Source organism: Marseilla massiliensis, from assembly GCF_016899955.1.
GTDB classification, from domain to species: Bacteria; Bacteroidota; Bacteroidia; order Bacteroidales; family Bacteroidaceae; genus Prevotella; species Prevotella intestinigallinarum.
Window position 1 is genome coordinate 13,810 of the sequence record NZ_JACJJL010000005.1, and the last position, 23,940, is coordinate 37,749.

Below are 23,940 nucleotides of genomic sequence, written 5' to 3' on the forward strand. Positions count from 1 at the left end.
GCCGTGGCCGCTGCAGCCCACGCGCCCACTGCCTGCCGTAACGGTTGCCCGCGGCGCACACAGCGAAAAGGCCTGGGACAGAGCGGTTTTCAAAACGGCCGACATCGCAATGCGAAACGGCCCGTTTTGTGATGCGAAACGGCCCGTCCGGCCTTGCCGTCCGGGCCGTTCTGCTTTCCTGACAAACCACGGTGCCCATACGGTTGCCACGCGCCGCCACAGCCAGGCCGCGGCCATGTGGGGCCAGGGGGCACTTTTGCCATAAATGGGGCGACGGCCAGACACTACGGCCAGACGCAAAGCGGCAGCGCGCAACCCTCACAACTCATGGCGTCGGGTATGCCGCTGCCGCCCTGCAGGCCGTGGCCGGGACACGCCCGAGCCCCGTAAACGACAGGGCCCGGCGTAAGCAGTAACGTCAGTCTTTCTTTTGTGCAAACTCTTTGGGAGTCATGCCAAACTGCTTCTGGAACAACTTGATGAAATACGACGGCGAGTTGATGCCCACCATCTCGCACACTTCGTTGGCCCTGTATCCTTTCTCGCGGATAAGCTCGGCAGCTTTCTTCAGGCGTATGAGCCTGATGAAGTCTATCGGTGTCATGTCGCTCACCTCCTTGATTTTCCTGTGCAGCGAGCTGCGGCTGATGCACATTTCCGACGCCAGCTGCTCGACATTAAACTCAGGCGAGCGTATGTTCTTCGTTATTAGCTCCGTTATCCTGCTAATAAACTGCTCATCTACCTTGCTTATACCCGACGACTGCACCGGCAAGTATGGCTTCTTGACAAAGCTCTCGCGCTCGCGCTTGCGGTTGAGCAGCAGCGTCTCGACCTGCGTGAGCAGGTGAACAAACGAGAAAGGCTTTTCGATGTAAGCGTCGGCACCGGCCCGCAAGCCATCCAGGCGGTTGTCGAGCGTCTGCTTGGCGGTGAGCATCACCACCGGGATGTGGCTCGTCTCGATGTCTTCCTTGAGCCTGCGGCACATCTCAAGCCCGTCCATCTCGGGCATCATCACGTCGCTCACAACCAGGTCTACGTGCTCGCGGTGGGCCTTGGCCAAGCCCTGCACTCCGTTCTTTGCCGTCAACACGCTGTAATGGGGCGCCAAACCGTCGGCTATCATCCCCATCACCTCTTCGTTGTCTTCAACAACCAGTATGGTATAACCCTTGGTGCTGCCAGGCGACACATGCGTCTCTTCGGCGTAGTTCTCCAGCGACGGGTCGGCAGACATCTGCGGCTGCGGGGCCTCGCCGTCGATGTCTATCACGTGGTCTTGCCTTAGCGGCAGTACCAGCACAAACTCGTTATACTCCGACGCGGTGTCGAGCTCGAGCGTGCCGTTGTGCATCTCGGCCAGCGAGCGTGCCATAGGCAGGCCCAGGCCCGAGCCCGACTGGGTGTGGGTGGTGTCAAGTTGTGTGAATGGCTTGAATATCTCACCGGCCTTTTCGGCAGGAATCTTCTGCCCGTCGTTGACCACACGCACCGTCAGCCTGTCGCCGCTGGCAGCGACGGTTACCTGGATAAACGTCTCCGAGTATTTCCTGGCGTTGTTGAGCAGGTTGCTCATTATCTTGGTCACGGCCTCGCGGTCGGCCTGCAGCACTATCCCGTCGTCCTTGATGTCAAGGCTTATGGTCTTGTGCATGCGGTTTATGGTAGGCTCGAAGCGCTCTACAATGCCCGTCACCAGCTCGCCCAGGTTGATGTTGGTGAAGTTTGGCGTTATGCCGTTAGAGTTTACCTTGCGGAAGTCGAGCAACTGGTTGATCAGGTTAAGCAGCCTCTTTGTGTTCTTCTCTATCGCCCCGATGTTCTTCTGCACCACCGGGTTGGCCACATGCTGCTCTGCAATGTTCTCAACCGAGCCATTGATGAGCGTGAGCGGTGTCCTGATTTCGTGCGTAATGTTGGTAAAGAAGTTGATTTTCGACTGAAGCAGCTCCTTCTCTTTCTCCTCGACGAAACGCGCCGTGCGCTCTTTCTCCTTGGCCTTCTGCCTGTTCTGCATAAACCTGTAGACCAGCAGCGCCGCCACCACGGCCATAATGAAGTAAACTATCTTCATCGGCAGCGACGAATACCACGGATGGGCCACGTCTACCACAAGCTCTGTGACAGGCCCTCCGCCGACCATGCGCACCCTGAACGTGTATTTTCCGGGCGACAGGCGCGAGAACCCAATGTCCGACTTGTCGTGAACAGGTATCCAATCCTTGTCGATGCCGCTCAGCTGATATTCGTAGTTGGTGCTCTCGACGCCCGAATAGTTGAGAGACGACACGCTTAGCTGTATGTTTGAAAAGTCGTATGGCAGGTGTATCTCGCCCGCCTCGATGATATTTACGCGCAATACTCCGCCCTGTTCCGGGAAGACATCCTTGCCGTCAACCCTGAGGTTGGTTATCAGCACGCGGTCAAGGCTGTCCTTGCCGGCCAGCTGCGGATTGAAGGCAATGAGCCCGTTGGTGCCTCCGACATAGAATGTGCCGTCGTGTCCAGCCACTGCCGACTTATAGTTATACTGGTTTCCGGGCAGCCCGTTGTTGTTGTAGTACACCGTTATGCGCCCTGTGCGCGGGTCACGACACACCAGCCCGTTGTTTGTGCCGAACCAAATACGATGCAAAGAGTCCTCGAGCACCTTGTAGGTCACGTCGTCTGGCAACCCGTCGTCCTTGCCGATGGTAGTGAACGCGCCTTTCGCGGGGTCGTACGACACAAGCCCGCCACGGTCGGTTCCAAACCACAGGCAGCCACTATGGTCGATAGATATGCTCGAAACGTCGTTCGACTTTATTTCGCCCGTCTTCACCTGGAATTGCTTCTGCCGCCACGACTTGGCTTCGAGCCTGAAAATGCCACTGCCAATGGTTGCCACCCATATATTGCCGAACCTGTCTTGCGATATGTCTTGCACAAAAATGTCGGGCAACACGGTCACTTTGTTGAAGCGCATACCGGCACTCTTGATGTAAAGGCCGGCTCCGGTGCCCAGCCACACGTTGCCCTCGCGGTCTTTGAACAAAGCGTACACGGAGCCTTCGCTATGCAAACCGAGGTCTTTCGGCGAGTAGTGCATGATGTCGTGTGTGCTCACGCTGATTATGTCAAGGCCATTCTTAAACAGTCCCGACCACACCATGTCGCCGTCGACCATAAGCGCCAGGCGGTTGGTGCCACCCTTGTAATGAGGCGTGTTAAGCGTAAGGAAATCCTGGGTGGCAGGCCTGAATATGTTGATTTTGCCCTCTTCGGTGGCAATCCATATATGCCCGTTGGCGTCGCATTGCATTTCGCGGATATGCTTGTTGCTCAAAGAGTTGGCCCGAGCCAGCGGCACGTAACTGTAGAAGTGCAGCCCCGCCCGCGGCATATAGTCGACACCGCTCTGCATGGTGCCTATCCACAGACCGCCATCACGGTCGCGGTAAAGTTCGCATATCATGTTGTCAGACAGACAGTTGGGCGACAGGCCGTTCTCATGTATGCGCTGCTCCGTACGTTTCTTTTCGTTCACGATATAAAGTCCGTCCTGAGTAGCGACGAAAATGTTGTCTCCATCAACGTTGAGTGCCCTGATTATCTTGTAGTGAACGTTCGGGGCGTCGACCACAGCCATCTCTTTTGTCTTGGGATTAAACTTTTTCAACTGCCCCATGTGCTCACCCAACAGCATCCACTCGCCATAGTTCACCATCGTATATATGTGCTGTCCGGCCAGGCTTCCCAACACTCTGCGCACGTGGCCCGTATGTTCGTCGAGCAGGAAGACGCCCTGCCCGGCTGTGCCAATCCACACCTCGCCGTCCGGACGCAGGCAGAAGCACTGCGGGTTATACGATCCGTCGTCGGAGGAACCGCGGGTGGTGTAACGCCTCAACGTCTCCGTCGACGGGTCATAACGGAACACCCCCTCATCCGGCGAGGCTATCCAGATGCGCCCTTCCCTATCGGCCTCTATCTGGGCAATCCAGTTTCTCACCTGCTTACCGTCTTGGGAGACGACGTCCAACGACGAAAACGTCTCGCTTGTGAAGTCAAACAGGAACACACCCTTGTCTGTTCCTACCCACAGGCGCCTGCGGTCGTCTTCAAACAAAGCCGACACGTTGTGGTTGCCGCGCCCGGTCTTCAAGTCGTCAACATCGTAATGGCGCAGCGAACGGCCGTCATATCGGTTGAGACCGTTCTTTGTTCCAAGCCATATCAGCCCCCAATGGTCTTGCACAATGGCTTTAACACTGTTTTCCGACAGCCCGTCGCGACTGTCCAAATGAGTGAAATAATATAATAGATTAGCGTCTATTGCAGCCACTTCCGTACGCTGGAATAAAAGCATCGACAATGCCCAAACAAGGCAAAACGCCGTTCTGAATCTCTTCATTTCTATCGGTAGATAATTATTGGTGGCGTAAAGGTACTAAAAAAATATTGAATTTGACAAAATATAGACATTATTTTCATCTGCAACGGCTGCAGCCATGCAAACTCATGCCAACAGCAATTAGCATTAAAACAAACCGTTCAAGACATTATTTTGATAATCCGAACCCCAACAGACAACTTCAATCACTTGCATCTATCTATGTTTTACAACTCCAGGCAGGTGCATCCCAATGAAACTTTTCATTACATTTGCAATCCATCGAGGCAACGCCGTGAGCCCGACGTACGCCATCTGTGCAGGAGCTACCAATGCCACGCCTCGGCACCGGGTGGCCAACAGCACAAACAAGAAACCGTTTCTGCAAATGGAAAACCACCTGCAGAAACAGTTTCCATTGCCTTGCCACAACATGAAACCACATCAGCGGACTCGTGGTTTGCTGTCAAGCCAGATGTCAAGCTGCCCTCCGCTAACAAACTCGGCATGCGTTATGGCCGGCCGCTGCCGCCCCACTCCATTGAGACTGATGCGCCTTATGTAACAATTGTCGGCGCCATTGTTATGCGTGACAATGCGGAACTCACGACCACTGCAATAATCCGGGTGCAGCTTGATGGTAACCTTGTCGAATATAGGGGCAGTGACATCATAGTAGGAATTGCATCCCGACCCGCCGTCGATGGCAAACAGACCTATCGACATAAGCGCCGACAAACTGGATATCTGGCCCTGGTCCTCATCGTTGCCGCCGTAACCTTTGTCGGGAGTCACCCCTCCGTAGGTCTGGCGACGCACCCTTCTCACCCAATACTGGGTCAGGTCGGGCCGCCCGGCATGGGCGAATACATGTGCGTTGCTAAGCCCCGGCTGGTTGGAATAGTTGACATAGCCATTGCCATAGCCTGAAACGAAGTCATCCTTAGCCGACTGCCGGAACGCAAAGTCGAGGCGGCTGCACAGCGAGTCGTTGCCTCCCATCAGTTCGGCAAGTCCCTTTATGTCGTGCGAAAGGCCGAACGTAGCCTGCCACGCGTTGGCTTCCTCGTAGCCCCAACTGTCCATCGGGTCTGTGTGCAGCCACCCTCCTTCACGAGTTCGCGGCAACACAAGCCCCAGCTGCCTGTTGAACGAGGCCTTCCATCCGGCCGAACGACGGTAATACCGCTGCGCGATGTCACGGCGTTGCAGCCTCGACGCCATCTCTGCCAGCGCCCAATCTTCAAACGACCACTGTATGGTCAGCCCTGCCGCATTGGGCACATAGCCGTGCTGTTCGTAGAAGCGCAGGTCGTCGTCCTGGCCGTATGCGAGCATACCTCCGGGCTCGTGGTTGCGCACTATCTCGCGCAAGGCAACATCGGGAGAGAACTTCCGGCAGATGCCACGCTGGTATGCGCTGGTTATAAGCGACGTGGCTGGGCATCCGCTCATGATAAACGAATAGCCCCCGCACACGGCCCGCGCGCCAAAAGCCCCCCGTTGAGCGAGTATTGCAGGAACGATGCGGCGAAATCATCAAGCACATCTGGATATGCAAGCCCCCACATGATGTTAAGGTTCCACTGCGACAACCACAGGGCATCGCTGTTGTACATGTGGAAAGGGCCGTCAAGGTGGCGCACAACGAGGCGTGCACCCCTGACGTGCTTGCCATCCGGCCGTCCGCCACGCGTGTAGTCAGGGTAGTCGCCGCTCCTGTCGTCGAGCTTGTGGCGCCCCAACAGCGTGTGCCACAGGTCGGTATAAAACTTCACGCGGTCTGCCTCCGTGCCACCGCTGACGTCGATACGCCCCAGCATGTCGTTCCATTCGCGTTGTGAGGCGGCACGGGTGGCGTCGAAGTAAAAGCCTTCAATCTCGCCGAGGTTGCGTTCGGCGTTGTCCAGGCCGGTATAGCTGACGGCCATCTTTAGCATCAACTGCTCGCCGGCCTCCACCTTATAGCACGCCGAGACACCGGCAACGGGCGCATCGCTGTAGCTCATGCCTTCGTTGCGGGGCGTGGCCTTGGTGTCGGCCACGAGGCTGTCGGCCATTGCCCCGAACGGCCTCAGAGCATCGAACGGACGGCTGAACTCTGCAGCAAAAAACATCCTGACAACGTCGGGGCCGCCCCAGAGCCTGCCGGTAGTGTCGAAATAGCCCGCTATGCGACTGCCCTCAACCTTTGTCACATGCGCATTGACCATGGTCGACGTGCCGACATAGCCTCCCAGGTTGAGCAGAATGGCCGCATCATCGGCCTCGGTGAATGTCATGCGGTAAAGAGAAGCACGGTCGGTGTTGGTCTGCTCTACCCACACGTTGTACCTGTCGAGAAACTGCCTGTGGTAAGCCGGTTGCACAATCTCACCGTCGTGGCTGAAAGCCGACTTCCATGCCGACTCGCCGGCACCGGCGTCTACGCTCCCTGTTGTAGGCATGAGACATCGGCCGGAGAGCATCCAAGCATGCACTTGCGGGAAACCCAGCACCACATTGTCATTGTAATTGTAGCCTCCGCCGCCCTGGTTCTTGTTGCGGGTGAGCGGTGCTGCAGATATCATGCCGAACGGCTGAGAGCCCGTGGCGAAGAAAAAGTAACGCCCGCGTGTGGTCTCTATGTACGGGTCGACGGCCGTCAAGCAATCCGAAGGCGGGCCATAGACTTCAATCTCAGACAGCCCGAGGTTGCTGCCGTTGCCGTCGGTGACCTCGAAACGAAGGCTCCTGGTGCGTTTCGCCGGAAACTCTACCACACAGGGAGCGCCATTGTCTGGTATGGCACGCACCAGGACACGGCTTCCATCGTCGAACACCAGCTCGCCTCCGGCAGTGTGCGACTGCTCGCCGGGTATGTCGTAAAGCAACACCTTGCTTACTACCACGCTCTCATCCCAGTCGAGTTGAATCCAAGGATAGTCGATGACGCCCCAGAAAGTGACGGTGCTGGCCGACACCCAAGCCCCGCTGCCATTGACACGTATGCGTCCGTCGACGGCGTTTGACGCCGGTTCCTTCTCCGACGAAGCCGTGGCATGGGCCCAAACACCTATGTTATAGGTCGTGGCACGGCCGCCGGCAACAGCAAGCCACGCCAAACCCAACAAACATACAAGCCGTGCCACACGCCCCACACGCGGCACAATACAGAGCAATGCCATGGCCGCCACATTTGAAAAGCGTTCAGTCTTCATAGCCATCACCCAATGTTGTTATCTCCAATTCATGGCTGAAAGTGGCCAAGTCTTTGGAAGTCGTGACGTGAACAGTGCGCTTCTGCCCTGGCAGCAAGTCGAAATAGTTGTCAGAGAAGAAGTTGTCGATGCCCTTTATCTTCATGAACACCGCCCTGGCGAATATGTCTGAGCGCAGCGTTACGTCGTAGCCGTCGGCAGAGGCCACTATACCGGTTTCTATCTTCGGCTTCCTGTAAGCCATGTATTTCTGCCTCAACGGGTAAGCAATGTTGTAATACGTCTTTCCCCCGGTCTTGAATGTTATGTAAAAGAACACATTCGCCGGGTTCTCGCCACCCAACATGTCGGCCACGCGGACAGTTCCGGCATCGACGGCGCAGTTTTTGGGAAGGCTCACTTTCTCGGTCTTCTCCCACACCACGTCACCGTCGATGGTCATGGCCTGCACCCTAAGGATGCCGTTGGCGGCCGAACGGCGGTCGTTGACGAGTTTCACCTCAAGCACCTTGCGCCCAATGGCCACGTCGGACGAAGACTTCACGCCGGTGTCTTCCTGTCCGGGCAGTGCAGCCACCTGCCTGTTGCCGTGCGCCTTGGCGTCGTCGGCCTTGACACGCGGCGACACCAGTATGTCGTCGTAAGCCTTTTTGGTGACATAATGCAACGCTTTCCACCGCCCGTAATAGTCGCGGCTGCTCCACGAGGCCACCGGCCAGCAGTCGTTGAGCTGCCATACGAGCCCTCCCATGCAGTATGGCCGGTCGCGGCGGAAAGCCTCCATGCCCATCTTCACGGCGTCGGCCTGCAGCACCTGGCTCACATAAAGAAACGCCTTGAAGTCGTCGGGCACCCTATAGTCGCGCCTCATGTACTCCTCAATGCGGTGGTTGGCATACGTGCCGGCCTTCTGGTGGGCCATCATCACCTCCGAATAGATGTCGTGGTCGCGCGGGTCGGGATTGAACTTCAGCACCGACTCATATTCGGGGAACGACTGGAAGCCGTATTCCGACTGAAACCTGACATGGTGGTCGAAGTATGCCTCGATGGGGTCTCCGCCATGCCACACGCCCCAATAGTGGTCGTCGCCGTTCACTCCGTCGGATGGTGTATCCTCAAACGCCCATGGCGACGACGGCCTGTAGGCCGTTCCGCCCCCGTATAGGCTCACCACCTCGGGCAGAACCTCGTAGAATATGCTGCGCTGCATCTTCCACACTCGTTCGCCCTGGCCCATCTCGTCGAAGTAGCGCTTCTTGCCTCCCCATCCAAACCACACATCCTGCTCCTCGTTGTTGCCCGCGTAGACGGCTATGCAGGCATGGTTGCGCAGCCGCCTCACGTTGTCGATGGCCTCTTGCCTTATGGTTGCAAGGAAGGCTGAGTCGACCTCGTATGTCTGGCAGGCAAACATAAAGTCCTGCCAAACCAGTATGCCCATCTCGTCGCAGTAGTTGTAGAAGGCGTCGTCTTCGTAAATCCCGCCTCCCCAGACGCGTATCATGTTCATGTTTACGTCGGCGGCGTCTTTCACCACCCGCCGGTAGATGCTGTCATTGAGCCTCGACAGGAAGTTGTCGTTGGGCACCATGTTTGAGCCCTTGGCATATAGCGGCTCGCCGTTGAGCTCGAAATACAGGTTGTGGCCGTGCTCGTCTTTGTCGTTGTGCAGCTTCAGCGAGCGTATTCCAAGCCTTGTGGCCACGGTGTCTCGGCATCCCGCGTCGAGCATTGCCACCATTTTTGTGAGGTATGGCTCCCCGAGCCCGTTGGTCCACCACAGGCGCGGGCGGTTGACAGTATAGTCGAGAGCAATCTTGTTGATGCCTTTCGACAGCGATACCGTACGGCCGGCCACCCGCCTGCCGTCGGCGCAGATGGCCACTTTGGCCCTTTCGACGGGGCGGTCGGCCTCAACCTCAACCACAGTGCGCAGCTTTGCGCGGGCCTTGGTAACATCTTTCTGTATGTACCACACGTCGGCAATGCGCGCATCGCTCCAAGTCTCGAGCACAACAGGCCGCCAAATGCCGAAGGTGACAAGGCGCGGCCCCCAGTCCCAGCCATATTCAAAACCGGCAGTACGGGCAAATGGCGAAATGGTCTTGTCGAAAATGCCGCCTATCTGCGAGTGGTCGGGCCCGGTGTTGTGACGGTATGGCAGCGCGTCGAACTTAGGTATGTTCCGCCTGATGGGGCTTTTGAAGTACACCTCGAGCAGGTTTTCGCCCTCCTTGAGTATGCCTTTCACGTTGCAACGCCACTCGCGGTGCATGTTGTCGGCCTCGCAGATGCGCTGATGGTTGAGGTAAACATCGGCATAGGTGTCGAGCCCCTTGAACACAATCACCTGGTTGGTTGCCGACAGTTCGCTCACGGTGGGCGTAAATCGCGTCTCATACATCCAGTCTTCCTTGTCGACCCACTGCACCGCGCGCTCGTTGAGCCTGAAAAACGGGTCGTCTATAATGCGTTCACGCATGAGGTCGAGATGGGTGTTGCCCGGGACACGGGCCGGATGCCATATCTCCGAACTGCCCTGTCGGAAGCGCCAGCCGTCGTGAAGCGTGCGCTGGCATACTGATGCCGCGGCCGATGCGGCAAGGGCGAACAAGGCCAAGAAGGCCATAAAATGTAGTTTCATTTTGGTTTTCAGTTATTTGTTAGTGTCAATAATTCCGTTTTTGGAAACGCTTTCCTTTCGGATTCGCAACAGGTTGAGCTTCAACACGTTGCGAAACAGGTTGTTTTAGTTTGCAAAACGACCCGTTCCAAGTGGTGAAACGCGCCGTTTTGCAAACTCATTGAGGCCAAATGAGAAGATGACTATGTCAAGGCACAGTGGCTTGACCGATGGCGCCCGACGCCGGCAACGACAAAAGGCCATGCGCACTGCGGCCAGGAACAAATGTCTGTCGGGCTGATTGTGACATTCATCCCAGCAATGAGGCATGGCTCAGAGCAGTGTAAAAGGCACGCCGGCCTTAAGCTCTACCGTCTTCTCCTTGCCGTTCACCCTGACGCTCACCGTCTGGTCTACGCGCGAACGCAGCGTGGCCGACACCACCTTTCGGTTCTTCCATGCAAAGTCGGCCTCAATGCCGCCGCGTGCGCACACGCCCTTTATGCTTCCGTTCTTCCATGCCTTAGGCAGGGCGGGCAGGAAGTTGAGCATGCCGTCGTAGCTCTGCAGCAGCATCTCGCATACCCCTGCCACTGCGGCTTCGGTGGCGTCGAACGAGAAGATGTCGCTCTCGGCCCCGGCAATGCCTGCCGGCGACACGGTCATCAGGTTCTCGCGCATGAAGCCTGTGTATAGTCCCTTGAGGCTCTCGTAGGCCTTTTCGCCATCGAGCAGGCGTGCGTAGAAGTTGATGTTGTTGCCACGTGTCCACTCGGTGTCTTCCCAGTTGGCATGAGAAGTCTGGTTTTCCAGGAACAGCCTGCATCCCTCGGCCAGCCCAGGCGTCTTGAATGGCGAAATCTGCCCGAAGGGATAGAGTGCCAGCAGGTGTGAGGCATGGCGATGCGAAGGGTCGTCGCGCACGACGTCGAGATACCATTCGGCCAGTTCCCCGTTGTCGAGCAACCGCAACGGTGGCAGTTTCTTGATGTCGCGCTGCAAGCGTCGGCTGAAGTCGTCGTCGATGCCGAGAATCTTGGCCGACTGTATGCACGCATTGTAAATGTCGTATATCACGGCACGGTCTATCGTGGGCATCATCGACAGCGAGTATCCCCTGCCGTCGGCCCCCCTGAACCCGTTCTCGGGCGATATGCTCGGGCCGCTGAGCAGGTAGCCCGTCTTCGGGTCTTCCACCATGTAGTCTACAAAAAACTGAGCCGTCTCCTTGAGCAACGGGTAGCCAACCTCACGCAGGTAGTCCTTGTCGAGGGTGTATTCATAGTGAGTCCACAGGTGCGTGGCCATCCATGCGCCGGCCGTCACGTTCATAGCCCAGCTGCATGCGCTGCCCGGTGCCGTGTCGCCCCACACGTTGTTGATGGTGTGTGCCACCCATCCGCCGCAACCGTACATCTTGCGCGCCGTCACGCTGCCATACTTGGCCAGCAGTCCGATGTAGGTAAAGAGCGGGGCATTTGTCTCGGCCATGTTGGCAATATTGGCGCTCCAGTAGTTTTGCTGTATGTTTATGTCAAGATGGTAGTCGCATGTCCACGGCATGTTGCACGCCAGGTTGTCATTCCATATCCCCTGAAGGTTTGACGGCAGCGGCGAGTTTTCGCGCGACGACGATATCTGCATGTACCTCCCGTATTTGAAGAAAAGGGCGTCGAACGCCGGGTTCGACAGTCCCTTGTGTGCCTCGGCAAACATCTCGTCGGTAGTATTGGCATCTGTCGTTGGCCGGCCGAGGTCTATGTCCATGCGGTCGAATATGGCCTTGAAGTCGGCCACATGCTCCCTTTTCAGCTCATCGTATGGCCTTGACGCCGCCGTCTCTACCGTATTGAGGCACTGGCTGCGGTAGTTAAGGTTCTGGAAATCGGTGCGGATGTCGACGATGATGGTCATGGCGTCGGCCCTGTCCACCACCAGCCTGTCGCCCACGGCACGCACACTGCCACCGTCGGCCATCACCCTGACAATGCCCCTGAATCTCACCCCGCCCTCGCCGTTCTTGTCGAAGCGCGCGTCGCCGGTAATGTCTATCTGGTTGGCGCGGGCAGTCACCTCGGAATGGCGCAACATGCGCATCGACACCGTGGCGCTTAGGGCGTGAGCCTTGTCGGCCGTATACCTGACCACAAGGGCCTGTGCCGGGTTCGACGCGAAATACTCTCGGCTGAAGCGCGTGCCTCCGCAGACAAAGCCAACTCGAGCCACGGCCTCGTCGAGGGCCAGTTCACGCCGGTAGCCACTAACATCGCCGCCGACGGTCCCTATGAGCAGGTCGCCGAAAGGCAGGTTAGTACCAAACGACTTGCCGTGGCCACACAGGTACTGCCACCCGAGGTCGTTGCCGCGCTTGTAGTCGCCGCTAAGAAAAGCCTCGCGCATCTCGCGCAACCTGTCGGGGCCACACAGGTTGTTGGCCTCAGGGTCGGGCTGGCCCGACCACATGGTAACCTCGTTGAGGGCTATGGTCTCGACATCTGTGCCTCCGTAAACCATTGCCCCCAACCTGCCGTTGCCCAACGGCAGCGCCCCCATCCACTTCGCCGATGGCCGCGAGTAGACCAGGGCCGGCTTCGAGTCGGCAGCCATGACCTCGATGCCGAGCATGGCGGAAAGAACAATCGTGATAACTTGCTTTACTTTCATAAATAATCAATTGGTTTTGTTTTACTACTGCCGCAAAATTACTTTGTTATATATTGTTTGGCGTATCGTGCACGGCCATAAAATGGAAAGATTGTTTCATTCGTAGCTCTCTTGCAACATTCATTATATTTTCTGGCGCGAATCATTATCACGCCTATACATAATATGTATTACTTTTGTCGAAAGTTTTAGATAACTAACCTTTTTTATATGAAAAGATATCAATATTCTCGCCCTTTCCGATGGTCGGCCACAGTGGCCGGAATGCTAATCGCCGCGGGACTAGGGCTTGCCTCGTGCTCTGACAATTACGAATACGAGGACAAAGAACCCGACTTCCTCGGAGCAAGCATCTATGACTATCTGCAGCAAGAGGGCAATTTCAAAACCTACCTGAGACTGGTCGACGACCTGAACTACCAACAGGTGCTGAAGCTTACCGGCTCAAAGACGGTATTCCCGGCCCGCGACGATGCCTGGCAACGTTTCTTCGACGGAGGCAACCCCTACGGAGTGACGTCCTACGAACAACTCACGCCGGCACAGAAGCGAAGCCTGCTCAACGCCAGCACGATAAACATGGCCTATCTGGCATACATGCTGGCCAACACCAGCGACGCCGAAAACCAAAGCGGCGAGGGCACAGCCGTGCGCAGGGCCACACAGTACTCTTACCTTGACAGCATACAGAGGTGCACCGACGCAAGGCAGCTCGAAGCGCCATTCTGGACGAAGTACAGCAAGAAGGGGGTGATGCTGGCCGACAACGGCGACACTTACATGGTGCACTTCACACCGCAACACACAGCCGCCAACAAAATACCCGACGAAGACATGACGCTCATACTGGGCAGCCGGTATAGCAACCAAGACGTATATATCAATGGTTCGCGCGTGGAACAAAAAGACATCACATGCAAGAATGGCTACGTGCACGTGGTTTCCGACGTACTCACGCCCAACTCACCGATGAGCTATGTCATCAACCACAACGGGCAGACCGACGAGTTTGCACGGCTAATGGAGCGGTTCTCGGCCCCGTTCTACAGCAGCAGGCAGACAGATGCCGTACACCAACTGTATGACGGCAGCGACGCAAGCCACCCGCTGATAACCGACTCCATATTCGTGAAGAGGTACTTCACGGAGTCTTCTCCCCTCGACCCGGCCGACAACGACATGACAAGCTACGGGCTGTTGTACTATGACCCGGCCGACAACAGTTACTCGTCGATGCAAGACATGGGTGTCATGTTCGTTCCCACCGACCGTGCAATGGACGAATACATCAACGGCGGCAAAGGCTCTTACCTTAAAGATGCCTACGGCACATGGGACAACGTGCCCACCCAGCTGCTGGCCATGTTTGTGAAAAACCACCAGAAGAAGTCGTTCATGTCGTCATTGCCGTCTATGTGGGGCAGCATGAACGACGAATCGTCGTTTGCAATGCACGTCGACAAAGGAGACATCCTTAAATCTTATGTCTGCGGCAACGGCATTGTATATGTTACCAACAAGGTTTACCCGCCCATCGACTACCAAAGCGTATACGCATCGGTGATGACCAACGCGAAGACGAAGATAATGAACTGGGCACTGCAAGACCGCGACATGAAGTTCTATCTGTACCTGCGCTCTATGGAGAACATGTACAACCTGCTCGTGCCAACCGACAAGGCACTTGAAAACTACCGCGACCCGCTGAGCTGGGCCAAGGGGCGCAGCCAGAGGGAGATATGGGCTTTCCGCTACGACGACACCAAAGACCAACCCGTGACGGCCGATGTATACTCGGTGAACGACGACGGCTCTAAGGGAGAATACAAGCGCACGATTGAAGATGCCGCCATACTGCGCAACAGGCTCTACGACATCTGCGACTGCCACATCATAGTTGGCGAGAAAGCCGAAGACGGCACAATGAGCGGCTTTGTTGACGACGGCTCGCACCACTTCTACCAGTCGAAGGGCGGGAGCACGATACGCGTCAGCGGCACGGGTGCCAACATGACCGTGAGCGGCGGCGGCGACATCGAGCAGGGCATGCCTGCCGCAAGGCAGGTAAGCCGCTATGACGCCGACAACGGCCGCTGCTATGTCATAGACCGCATGATTCACGACCCTGTAAACTCTGTATACGCCAACATGCAGGCACACAAGGAGTTTTCCAAGTTCTTCGAACTGCTCAACGGCAACGACATGATTTTCCGCATATTCGAGGACGACCCTGAGATTAAAAGCATTTTCTCGCTCAACACCACGTCGTCGTCAGGACTCGGCAATGTGGTCAGCTCGTTCGGAAACTTCCAATATACAGTGTTCGTGCCTACCAACGAGGCCGTCGACGAGGCGTTTGCCAAAGACCCTACACTGCACACCTGGAACGAGATAGCCGAACAGACCGACACAAAGACACAGCACCAATGGGCCCTGAGGCTCATACGCTTCCTGAAATACCATTTCGTGGACAACTCTACCTACGTCGACTCGCAGCCCTTTGGCACGCGCACGTTTGAAACGGCGGCACGCTCAAACAGCGGACGATTCCAGAAAATAGACATCAGCAGCAACGGGCAGAACCTGAGCATCACCGACAGCAAGGGCAACGTGGCCCATGTGGTGAAGACAGCCGGGCTGTACAACCTGCAAAGCCGCGACATCATCGTTAACAGCAACGACTACCGAACAGCCACGCAGCTGGTTTCCTCGTCGCAATCAGTCATTCACTTGGTAGACCGAGCATTAATACCAGAATAATAATATGAAAAAGAAAATATTGACAATCATGTTACTGGCTGTCACGGCCTTGGCCGCACAGGCGCAGGGAGTGATGATAACAGGAAAAGTGACTACCACCGACGGCGAGTGCATAGGAGCCACCGTGGTGGAGCAAGACAAGGGAGGCCGCATTGTGTCGTCGGCAGTCACCGACATCAACGGCAACTTCTCGCTGCAACTGAAGAACCCCGACAACTCACTGAAGGTGACATACGTGGGCTGCAAGCCGCAGACACTGCCCATAAAGGCGCGCCGGCGCTTCGACATAAAACTCAACGACGACAGCCAGACCATTGCCGAGGTGCAGGTGAAAGGCAGGAAACGCACCAGCGAAGGCGGGTTCAGCATACCGGTGAGAGAGATTTCGGGAGCACAGCAAACTATTTCGATGAAGACGTTTGAAGGCATGTCTGTGGCATCGGTTGACGAAGCCCTGCAGGGCCGAATAGCGGGCCTCGACATTGTGGGCAACTCCGGCGACCTTGGCAGCGGCAGCTCGTTGAGGGTGAGAGGAACAACGTCGATAAACTCTAACTCCGAACCGCTAATCCTTCTCAACGACATTCCGTTCGACAGCCAGGTTGACGCATCGTTCGACTACAACACTGCGTCTAACGATGACTTTGCCACCCTGCTGAGCATATCGCCCGACGACATTGAGGAAATAACGGTGCTGAAAGACGGAGCTGCGTGCGCAATATGGGGAGCACGCGGCGCAAACGGCATCATATCGATAAAGACGAAGAAAGGCGTCACCGGCCCTACGCGTGTGACTTATTCGTACCGTCTGTCGGGCTCGTGGCAACCCAAAGGCATGGAAATGCTCAACGGCGACGACTACACAATGCTCATGAAGCAGGCTTACTTCAACCGCAACCAGGACGAAAACGAAAGCAACATACCGGAGTTTAACTACGACCAAAACTTCTCTGAATACGAGCAATACAACAACAACACCGACTGGGTGAAGGAGGTGTCGCAGTTCGGGTGGACACACGACCACACGCTCGCCTTTAGCGGAGGAGGCGAGAAAGCCAAGTTCCGCGCGTCGATAGGATACTACAGCCAGACCGGAACGGTGATAGAGCAGAAGCTCGACCGGCTGTCGACACGCATGAACTTGGAATACCAGGTGAGCGACAGGCTTAAGTTCACCTCGGACTTCTCGATGACATACACCAACAACAACCGAAACTACGAACAACAAGACCCTTACGACAGCTACAAGACGATGGGACTGCTCGACGTGGCTTACAGAAAGCTGCCCAACGTGGGCATCTACAGGCAAGACGCCAACGGCAACGATACTGACGTGTATTACAACATACTGCCAACATCGAACCTCGCCTCGTCACAGCAAGACCTGCTAAACCCCGTTGCTGTGGCCCACCTGGCCAGGAACGTACAGAAAAACATGCGCGTCATACCCACGCTGCGCATACAATATGACTTCATCGAACCCACCGACAACCAGCGACTGAGGTATAACGGATATGTTACTTTCGACATTGAGAACTACAAGATAAAACGTTTCCTGCCAAAGGAAATAGTGCCGAAGACATGGCTTAACGAATGGATAAACCGCAGCGAAGAGCAAGAAAACGAAGGCCTGACCATAATGACAGACCAAAACATAACATGGATGCCCGACCTTGGGGCCGACCACTCGCTGATGCTATACGGCTCATGGCAGATGACAAGCGGCAACTCTCAGAACCAGCAGTTCACAACCTATGGCTCGCCGTCTGAAAGCATAACGGACGCAACGGCCGGGGGAAACATCAACAACCTCAACTCCGAACTCGGACAATGGCGCTCGATGGCTGTGCTGGGACGCTTGCACTACGCCTACAAAGGCAGGTATATACTCGATGCAACCATAAGATGGGACGGCTCGACACGCTTCGGCCCGGGCAACCGCTGGGGCTCATTCCCGTCCGTATCGGGCAAATGGATAGTAAGCGACGAGAAGTTTATGTCGTCATTCCAAAAGTGGCTGTCGGAGCTTTCGCTCAGGGCCGGATGGGGCATCACAGGCAACATGCCCGACAGGGAATACCTGTACTTCGCCCGATACAACGGGTCGTGGAGCACGGGTGGCAACAACTACAACGGTACGCCGACCATCAAGCCAAGCTCAATAGAACTGACCAACCTAAAGTGGGAACGCTCGACAAGCGTTAACCTGGGATTAAACCTCGGACTGTTAGACGACCGTTTCTACCTCGACCTCAACGTATACCACCGCCGAACTGAAGACATGCTATTCAAAGACCAGCGCATACCTTCGTCGACAGGCTTCGGATCGCTAAGCTATATCAACGCCGGCACCATGGACAACGACGGCTGGGAACTTAACGTGAACACGAACAACCTGATAAACATAGGCAAGTTCACTATCGACCTGAACGCGAACCTCTCAAACAACAAGAACACAATCAGGGCGCTCGACGAAAATGTTCTCGACTCATACAACGGAGAGTTCGACTATAACAACGGCAACTACCTGACCCGAGTGCAGACCAACAACTCGTTCGGGTCTATCTACGGGCTACGGTCGCTGGGTGTCTACCAGTACGACAAGTACAGCGAGAAAGAAGTGCCGGGAGTGAGTGGCCCCAACGCCCCTGTGGTGCGCGACAAAAACGGCAACGTGGTGTTTGACAGCTATGGCGAACCTGTGCCGATGTACTTTGCATACGGCACCACCAACTCACGGAGGTTCCGAGGTGGCGACGCCATATATGAAGATGTAAACAAAGACGGCACCATCGACGAACTTGACGTTGTCTACCTTGGCAACTGCAACCCGAAACTAAACGGCGGCTTCGGATTCACCATCAGGTACAACCGACGCCTGTCATTGACGTGCTTCTTCAACTTCCGTTATGGCAACAAGGTAATCAATTACGCACGTATGAATGCCGAGAACATGTACACCAATGACAACCAATGCGTATCGGTGAACTGGCGCTGGCGCAAAGACGGTGACATAACCAACATGCCAAGGGCCCTATACCAAGACGGGCGCAACTGGATGGGGAGCGACAGGTTCGTTGAAGACGGCTCATTCCTGCGATGGAAACAGCTGACACTGAACTACCAGTTCGACCCGAAGACAATAAAGAAGATAGGCCTGAACACTGCCTCGCTCTACTTCACGCTGAACAATATCCTAACATGGACAAAGTATTCGGGCGTCGACCCCGAGGTAGGCTATGACGACAAGGGCATCTGCGCCGACTGGTCGAAAACGCCACGCTCGAAGTATTTCACCTTTGGTATAACTATCGGACTATAAAGAAGACAAAACATGAAAAAGATAATATGCGCATTGTGCATCGCCTGCGGCCTCAGCTCGTGCGAAGAATGGTTTGACATCAAGCCACAGACCGAACTGGTAAGCAACGACTTCTGGCAATCGAAAAGCGACGTGGAAAGTGCTGTGGCGGCCTGCTATCGCGCTTTTCTCGAACCCGACATGATGGAACGGCTTATAGTTTGGGGCGAAGTGCGCTCTGACAACGTGCTGACCGGCCTTAATGTCAGCAACGACATTTACTACATTCTGACGGCCAATGTCGATGCAAGCAATGGATATACAAAATGGGAACCAGTGTATAGGGTTATCAACTATTGCAACACAGTGCTGGAAAAAGCTCCTGCCGTGCAACAAAGCGACCCTAACTTCAAAGCCGGTGAACTGAGGGCGTATCAGGCCGAGGCCATCACGCTGCGCGCCCTATGCTACTTCTACCTGGTGCGGACGTTCAAGGATGTGCCATTCACCACTCTGTCATACAAAGACGATACACGTCCGTTCCAGCTGGCACAAACCGACGGTGACGACATTATCGACGAACTGCTCGGCGAACTGGAAAGCATAAGCGACAATTACGCCAAGGCTGTGTATTCTAACACGGGCGACACAAAGGGGAGAATAACCCAAAAGGCTATGTGGGCGCTAATGGCCGACATGTATTTATGGCGTAATGAGTACGACAAGTGCATCGGGATGTGCGAACGGATACAGCAAACGCAATCAAACCCTCTGCAACTTGAACCGTCAACACGCTACAACCAGCAGGTTTTCGGGGCAGGCAATTCGAGCGAAAGCATTTTTGAACTGCAGTTCGACACATACACGCCAAACTATGTTGTCAATGAGATGTACGGAACAACAGGAGGGCGCTCGAGCGTCAACCACCTGTCATCGCTCGACTTCGGCGAATACCAGCTATTCGACGGAAGCGACATCAGGCAGTACGACGCCTTCTACGGCAGCTCGTCGGCGGCTTTCATACCTATCCGCAAGTATGTTACCTACCGACTGGAGAGCAGCGGCAACCAAGTGAGCGCCTCAGACTACATAGTAAACCAAAACACTCAGGACTGGATTATCTACCGCCTGGCTGACGTTTATCTGATGGAAGCCGAAGCACTGGTGGAGCGTAATGCAGGTGGTGACCTCGAGAAAGCAATACGACTGGTAAGCAACACATACGACAGAGCCAATCCGTCACGCGGCACTGGCTCGCTGAAGTTGCAGAACTATAACTCCCAGGAGTTGATGCGCAACCTGGTGTTCGACGAACGCCAACGCGAGTTCCTGTTCGAAGGCAAGCGATACTTTGACATATTGCGACGCGTAAGGCGCCACGGCGACCTTAACAACATAGTGTCGACTTATCTGCTCAGAAAGTATGAAAGCCAAGACCAGGCAACCGTAATGACAAGGCTCAACACTCTCAACGCATTATACCTGCCCGTAAACCGCGACGAACTGAAGGTTAACAAACTTCTTAAGCAAAACCCTTTCTATGCAACTACGGGCGACATTGACAGGAATTGACTTAATAAACCAACCGAAAAAGCAAAAAGCAATGAAAAGATTCATATTTTCTCTTCTGGCGCCATTGGCAGTGTTTATACTGTGCTGTTGCGACAGTGACGACCTTTCGGGCGACAGCTACTATACATTCAAGGGAGAGACTGTGGCAACATACATCGAAAACAGGCCCGACTCGTTCTCGGTATTCACGCAGGTTGTGAAAGACGCCGGCGAAGAGTCGTTGCTGGCCACATACGGACACTATACGGCATTCATACCTACAAACGAGGCATTTGATGCATACTTCAAGGAACATAATACCTCGATGGAACAACTGACAGCCAAAGAGAAGAAAGAGATTGTGTACAACCACATAATACGCTCGACAACCATTGACTACAAGACGAAAGACTTCACAGAAGGAGCGTTAGGCACATCTAACATGAACAACAGATATATGATAATATCATATATAGCCAACGGCCAAGGACGCAACTCGATAATGGTGAACAAACAGTCGGAAATAATCATGCCAGACATCGAAGTGCACAACGGGGTGATTCACGTCATCGACCACGTACTCGTTCCCAGCGAAGAGACTCTAGGAAGCATTCTCAACGAAATGCCGGAATACAGCTACTTCGCCGAAGCTCTGCGCCTGACCCACCTTAACGACTCTATCACCGAGACCTACGACATGAGCTATGAAAGCCCCTACTCTACTGAGTACGTCAACATCCTCGGCTACACCATGAAGCCATTGCAGCAACGCCGCCTGGGCTACACCATGTTTGCCGAGCCAAACTCTGTGATGGAGGCATCGGGAATACACGGCATCGACGACTTGATAAAATATGCTCGGAAGTATTACGGCACACAAGACGCCGACAATCCGACAAGCCGCAACAACGCTCTCAACAAATTCATATCTTACCATATGCTCAACCGGCAGATGTCTACCAATTCGTTCATATACAGCGGACCCTGCACATCTTCTTATTATATGGACAAAAGATATGAGTATTACGAGACAATGCTCGAAAACAGATTGATGGAGATAAAGGCAGGAAACCACATCAACGAACAGAGCAACGGAAAATATGTGGGCATCAACGAGAGTGCCTCAAACATAGACGGGATGAACGGCTTCATCCACTCTCTGACCAACATGCTTGTATACGACGAGGATGTGATGGTAAGTGACGTGCTGAACAAACGCATCCGGTTCGACGCGTACTCGATTGCACCGCAACTGACCAACAACAACATCAGGTGGAAGCTGACCAATCTTGATGGCTTCGGTGGTTACACCATGTCACCCGACTATTGCGGAGACTACATCAAGTTCAACGACGCATCCAAGTTTATCATGTGGGCTTCAGACACATGGAGCAACTACCAGGCAGACGAGATATCGGTACGCGGTTGGTATGACGTGGTAGTGCGCATGCTGCCTGTTCCACCGGGAACTTATGAGATTCGCCTCGGATACTCTGCCCGCTCATGGGGAGGGATAGCACAGCTCTTCGTAGACGGCGGCATCATTGGCATACCGGTGAGTTTCAATTACACGGGAGAGCAACCGCAAATTGGCTGGGTCAGCGACGACCAGACAACAGACAACGGGGCTGAAAACGACAAGATGATGCGCAACCGTGGATATATGAAAGGCCCGAACTCGGTATACAGCCCTAACGGACAAAAGACCTTGCGCCAACAGATCAGCGCCCTGCGCTTCATTGTAGGTACATTCACGTTCCAAGAATATGGCCCCCACTATTTCCGTGTCAAGAACATTGAGTCGGAAAACGGCGAGTTCCACTTCGACTACCTTGAATACGTTCCCACAAGCATCATTGATACAGAAGACAAAGACTAATAAAACATGAAGAAGTTATTTTCAACAATATTAATCTCGGTTACCATTACGGGATGTACAGAATGGGCCGACCATTATGAGGAAGGTCCTGTCCAAGGCTCGGGACTCACCGTAATGCAACTGCTTGAACAAGATGATGCGACCAAGGCATTTGCCGGTCTCATCAGTAAATCAGGATATGCCGACCTGCTTTCCTCTAGCCAATCGTTCACGGTGTTTGCCCCGCCAGCCGACGCCATGGGCCCGGACGCAAATGCCGACATGGCTTCAATAAGGAGAATGGTAAGCAATCACATAGCAAGGCAGACTTACCCATCGTCGACCCCTGTGACGACAAGCGTCAGGATGCTCAATGGCAAGATATATTATTTCAACAGCAGTGATATGTTTGGCGGATGCACCATGGCACAACATGACATCAAGGCTACCAACGGCCTCGTCCACAAGCTAAGCAATGCTCAAATACCATACGCCAACAATATCTATGAGCACATTGAGGCCAGCAGCGAAATGTCAACACTCTATGAGTTCATACATTCATTTGATGAGGTTCGATTCGACCCTGATGCCAGCACAGAGATTGATATCGACGACAACGGACGCCCTGTCTTTGACTCTGTGATGGTTAGCTACAACAGGCTGCTTGAAGACAAGGCATACGGCATCGGACACATCAAAAGCGAAGACTCGTTGTACTCGATGGTCGTGCCGACCAACGAGGCTTGGGCCGCAGCCTACGAACGCATCGCCCCTTCGTTCAAGGTGTATGATACAAATGCACACGTGGCCGACTCAATACAAGACATACGCACAAAACTAGCAATCGTCAATGACCTCGTGTACAGAGGAAGCATTGCCGGGGCCGACTCCATTGTGTCGACAACAGGAAGCGTAATCCACTCTCCTGCCGACTTGATTTCCGGAACCCAAGAACTGTCGGCTTCAAACGGAATGCTGTTTACCGCCACCACACTCAACTACGACAACAGCGAGACGTGGAACAAACCGATAAGCGTGGAAGCCGAACAGCAGAACGGACGTACATATAACAACACGCTGACATCAGTATATATGCGCAATGTAACTGCCGCCAGCATTGTAAGCGGCGTTAGCAGCGACTCGTACATTGAGGTGATGCCGATATCCACGTCGACCAACCCTACCGTGATATTCGACATCCCAAACACTCTTGCCGGCAAGTATAATGTATACGCCGTGTTCCTGCCAGCAACTGTTGAAGGGCCAACCGCAGAACTTGACTCTACGCGAATCACGTTCACCGTCGCATACATGAACAGCAACGGCCGCTCAACATCAAAGCGAAACAACAGCCGCACACTGCTCACCTCGGGCTCAAAACCTGTCAAGATGCTCGCTTTCGAAGAGCTGGAGCTCCCCGTTAGCAACACCACCGACCGCCTATGGCTTATGGACAAGGCCCACGACCCGAGCATGCTTCCGGTGACCACCCAGCTGACCGTTGCCACCAATGTAACGTCACGCGAGTTTTCTTCTGGCGAACTGTCACGTACATTCAGGCTGGACAGAATAATATTTGAACCCGTTAAGAAATAAATTAAGCCA

8 protein-coding genes and 1 pseudogene are annotated in these 23,940 nt (G+C 54.6%); 5 read left to right on the plus strand and 4 right to left on the minus strand.

The window, feature by feature from the left end; translation table 11 throughout:
- Positions 1-418: 418 nt before the first annotated feature.
- From H6B30_RS04095 to H6B30_RS04110, 4 genes and pseudogenes are all read right to left on the minus strand, one after another.
- Complete coding sequence (locus H6B30_RS04095; protein WP_205108207.1) at positions 419-4,396, minus strand: two-component regulator propeller domain-containing protein; 3,978 nt, start codon at positions 4,394-4,396, stop codon at positions 419-421.
- A gap of 423 nt (positions 4,397-4,819) precedes the next feature.
- Positions 4,820-7,581: pseudogene (locus H6B30_RS16740) on the minus strand (GH92 family glycosyl hydrolase).
- On the minus strand, positions 7,565-10,222 hold the full coding sequence (locus tag H6B30_RS04105) for a beta-mannosidase (protein WP_205108209.1): 2,658 nt from the start codon (positions 10,220-10,222) through the stop codon (positions 7,565-7,567). Before H6B30_RS04105 ends, H6B30_RS16740 begins: the two are co-directional and overlap by 17 nt.
- Before the next feature lie 312 nt (positions 10,223-10,534).
- Positions 10,535-12,865 carry a glycoside hydrolase family 95 protein gene (locus H6B30_RS04110; RefSeq protein ID WP_205108211.1) on the minus strand — a complete coding sequence of 777 codons (2,331 nt, stop codon included), beginning with the start codon at positions 12,863-12,865 and terminating at the stop codon, positions 10,535-10,537.
- 210 nt (positions 12,866-13,075) lie between these two features.
- Here H6B30_RS04110 and H6B30_RS04115 point away from each other — a divergent pair, with 210 nt between their 5' ends.
- From H6B30_RS04115 to H6B30_RS04135, 5 genes are read left to right on the plus strand one after another with little or no spacing between them, the layout of a single operon-like run.
- Positions 13,076-15,625: a fasciclin domain-containing protein gene (locus H6B30_RS04115; protein WP_205108213.1), complete on the plus strand. Its 2,550-nt coding sequence runs from the start codon at positions 13,076-13,078 to the stop codon at positions 15,623-15,625.
- 4 nt (positions 15,626-15,629) lie between these two features.
- Positions 15,630-18,947, plus strand: coding sequence for a SusC/RagA family TonB-linked outer membrane protein (locus H6B30_RS04120; RefSeq protein WP_205108215.1), 3,318 nt, complete (start codon positions 15,630-15,632; stop codon positions 18,945-18,947).
- 12 nt (positions 18,948-18,959) lie between these two features.
- Complete coding sequence (locus tag H6B30_RS04125) at positions 18,960-20,498, plus strand: RagB/SusD family nutrient uptake outer membrane protein (RefSeq protein WP_205108217.1); 1,539 nt, start codon at positions 18,960-18,962, stop codon at positions 20,496-20,498.
- Positions 20,499-20,529: 31 nt separating this feature from the next.
- Entirely contained in the window at positions 20,530-22,356 is a 1,827-nt protein-coding gene (locus H6B30_RS04130; protein WP_205108219.1) for a fasciclin domain-containing protein, read from the plus strand.
- 6 nt (positions 22,357-22,362) lie between these two features.
- On the plus strand, positions 22,363-23,931 hold the full coding sequence (locus H6B30_RS04135; protein WP_205108221.1) for a fasciclin domain-containing protein: 1,569 nt from the start codon (positions 22,363-22,365) through the stop codon (positions 23,929-23,931).
- Positions 23,932-23,940 lie beyond the last annotated feature (9 nt).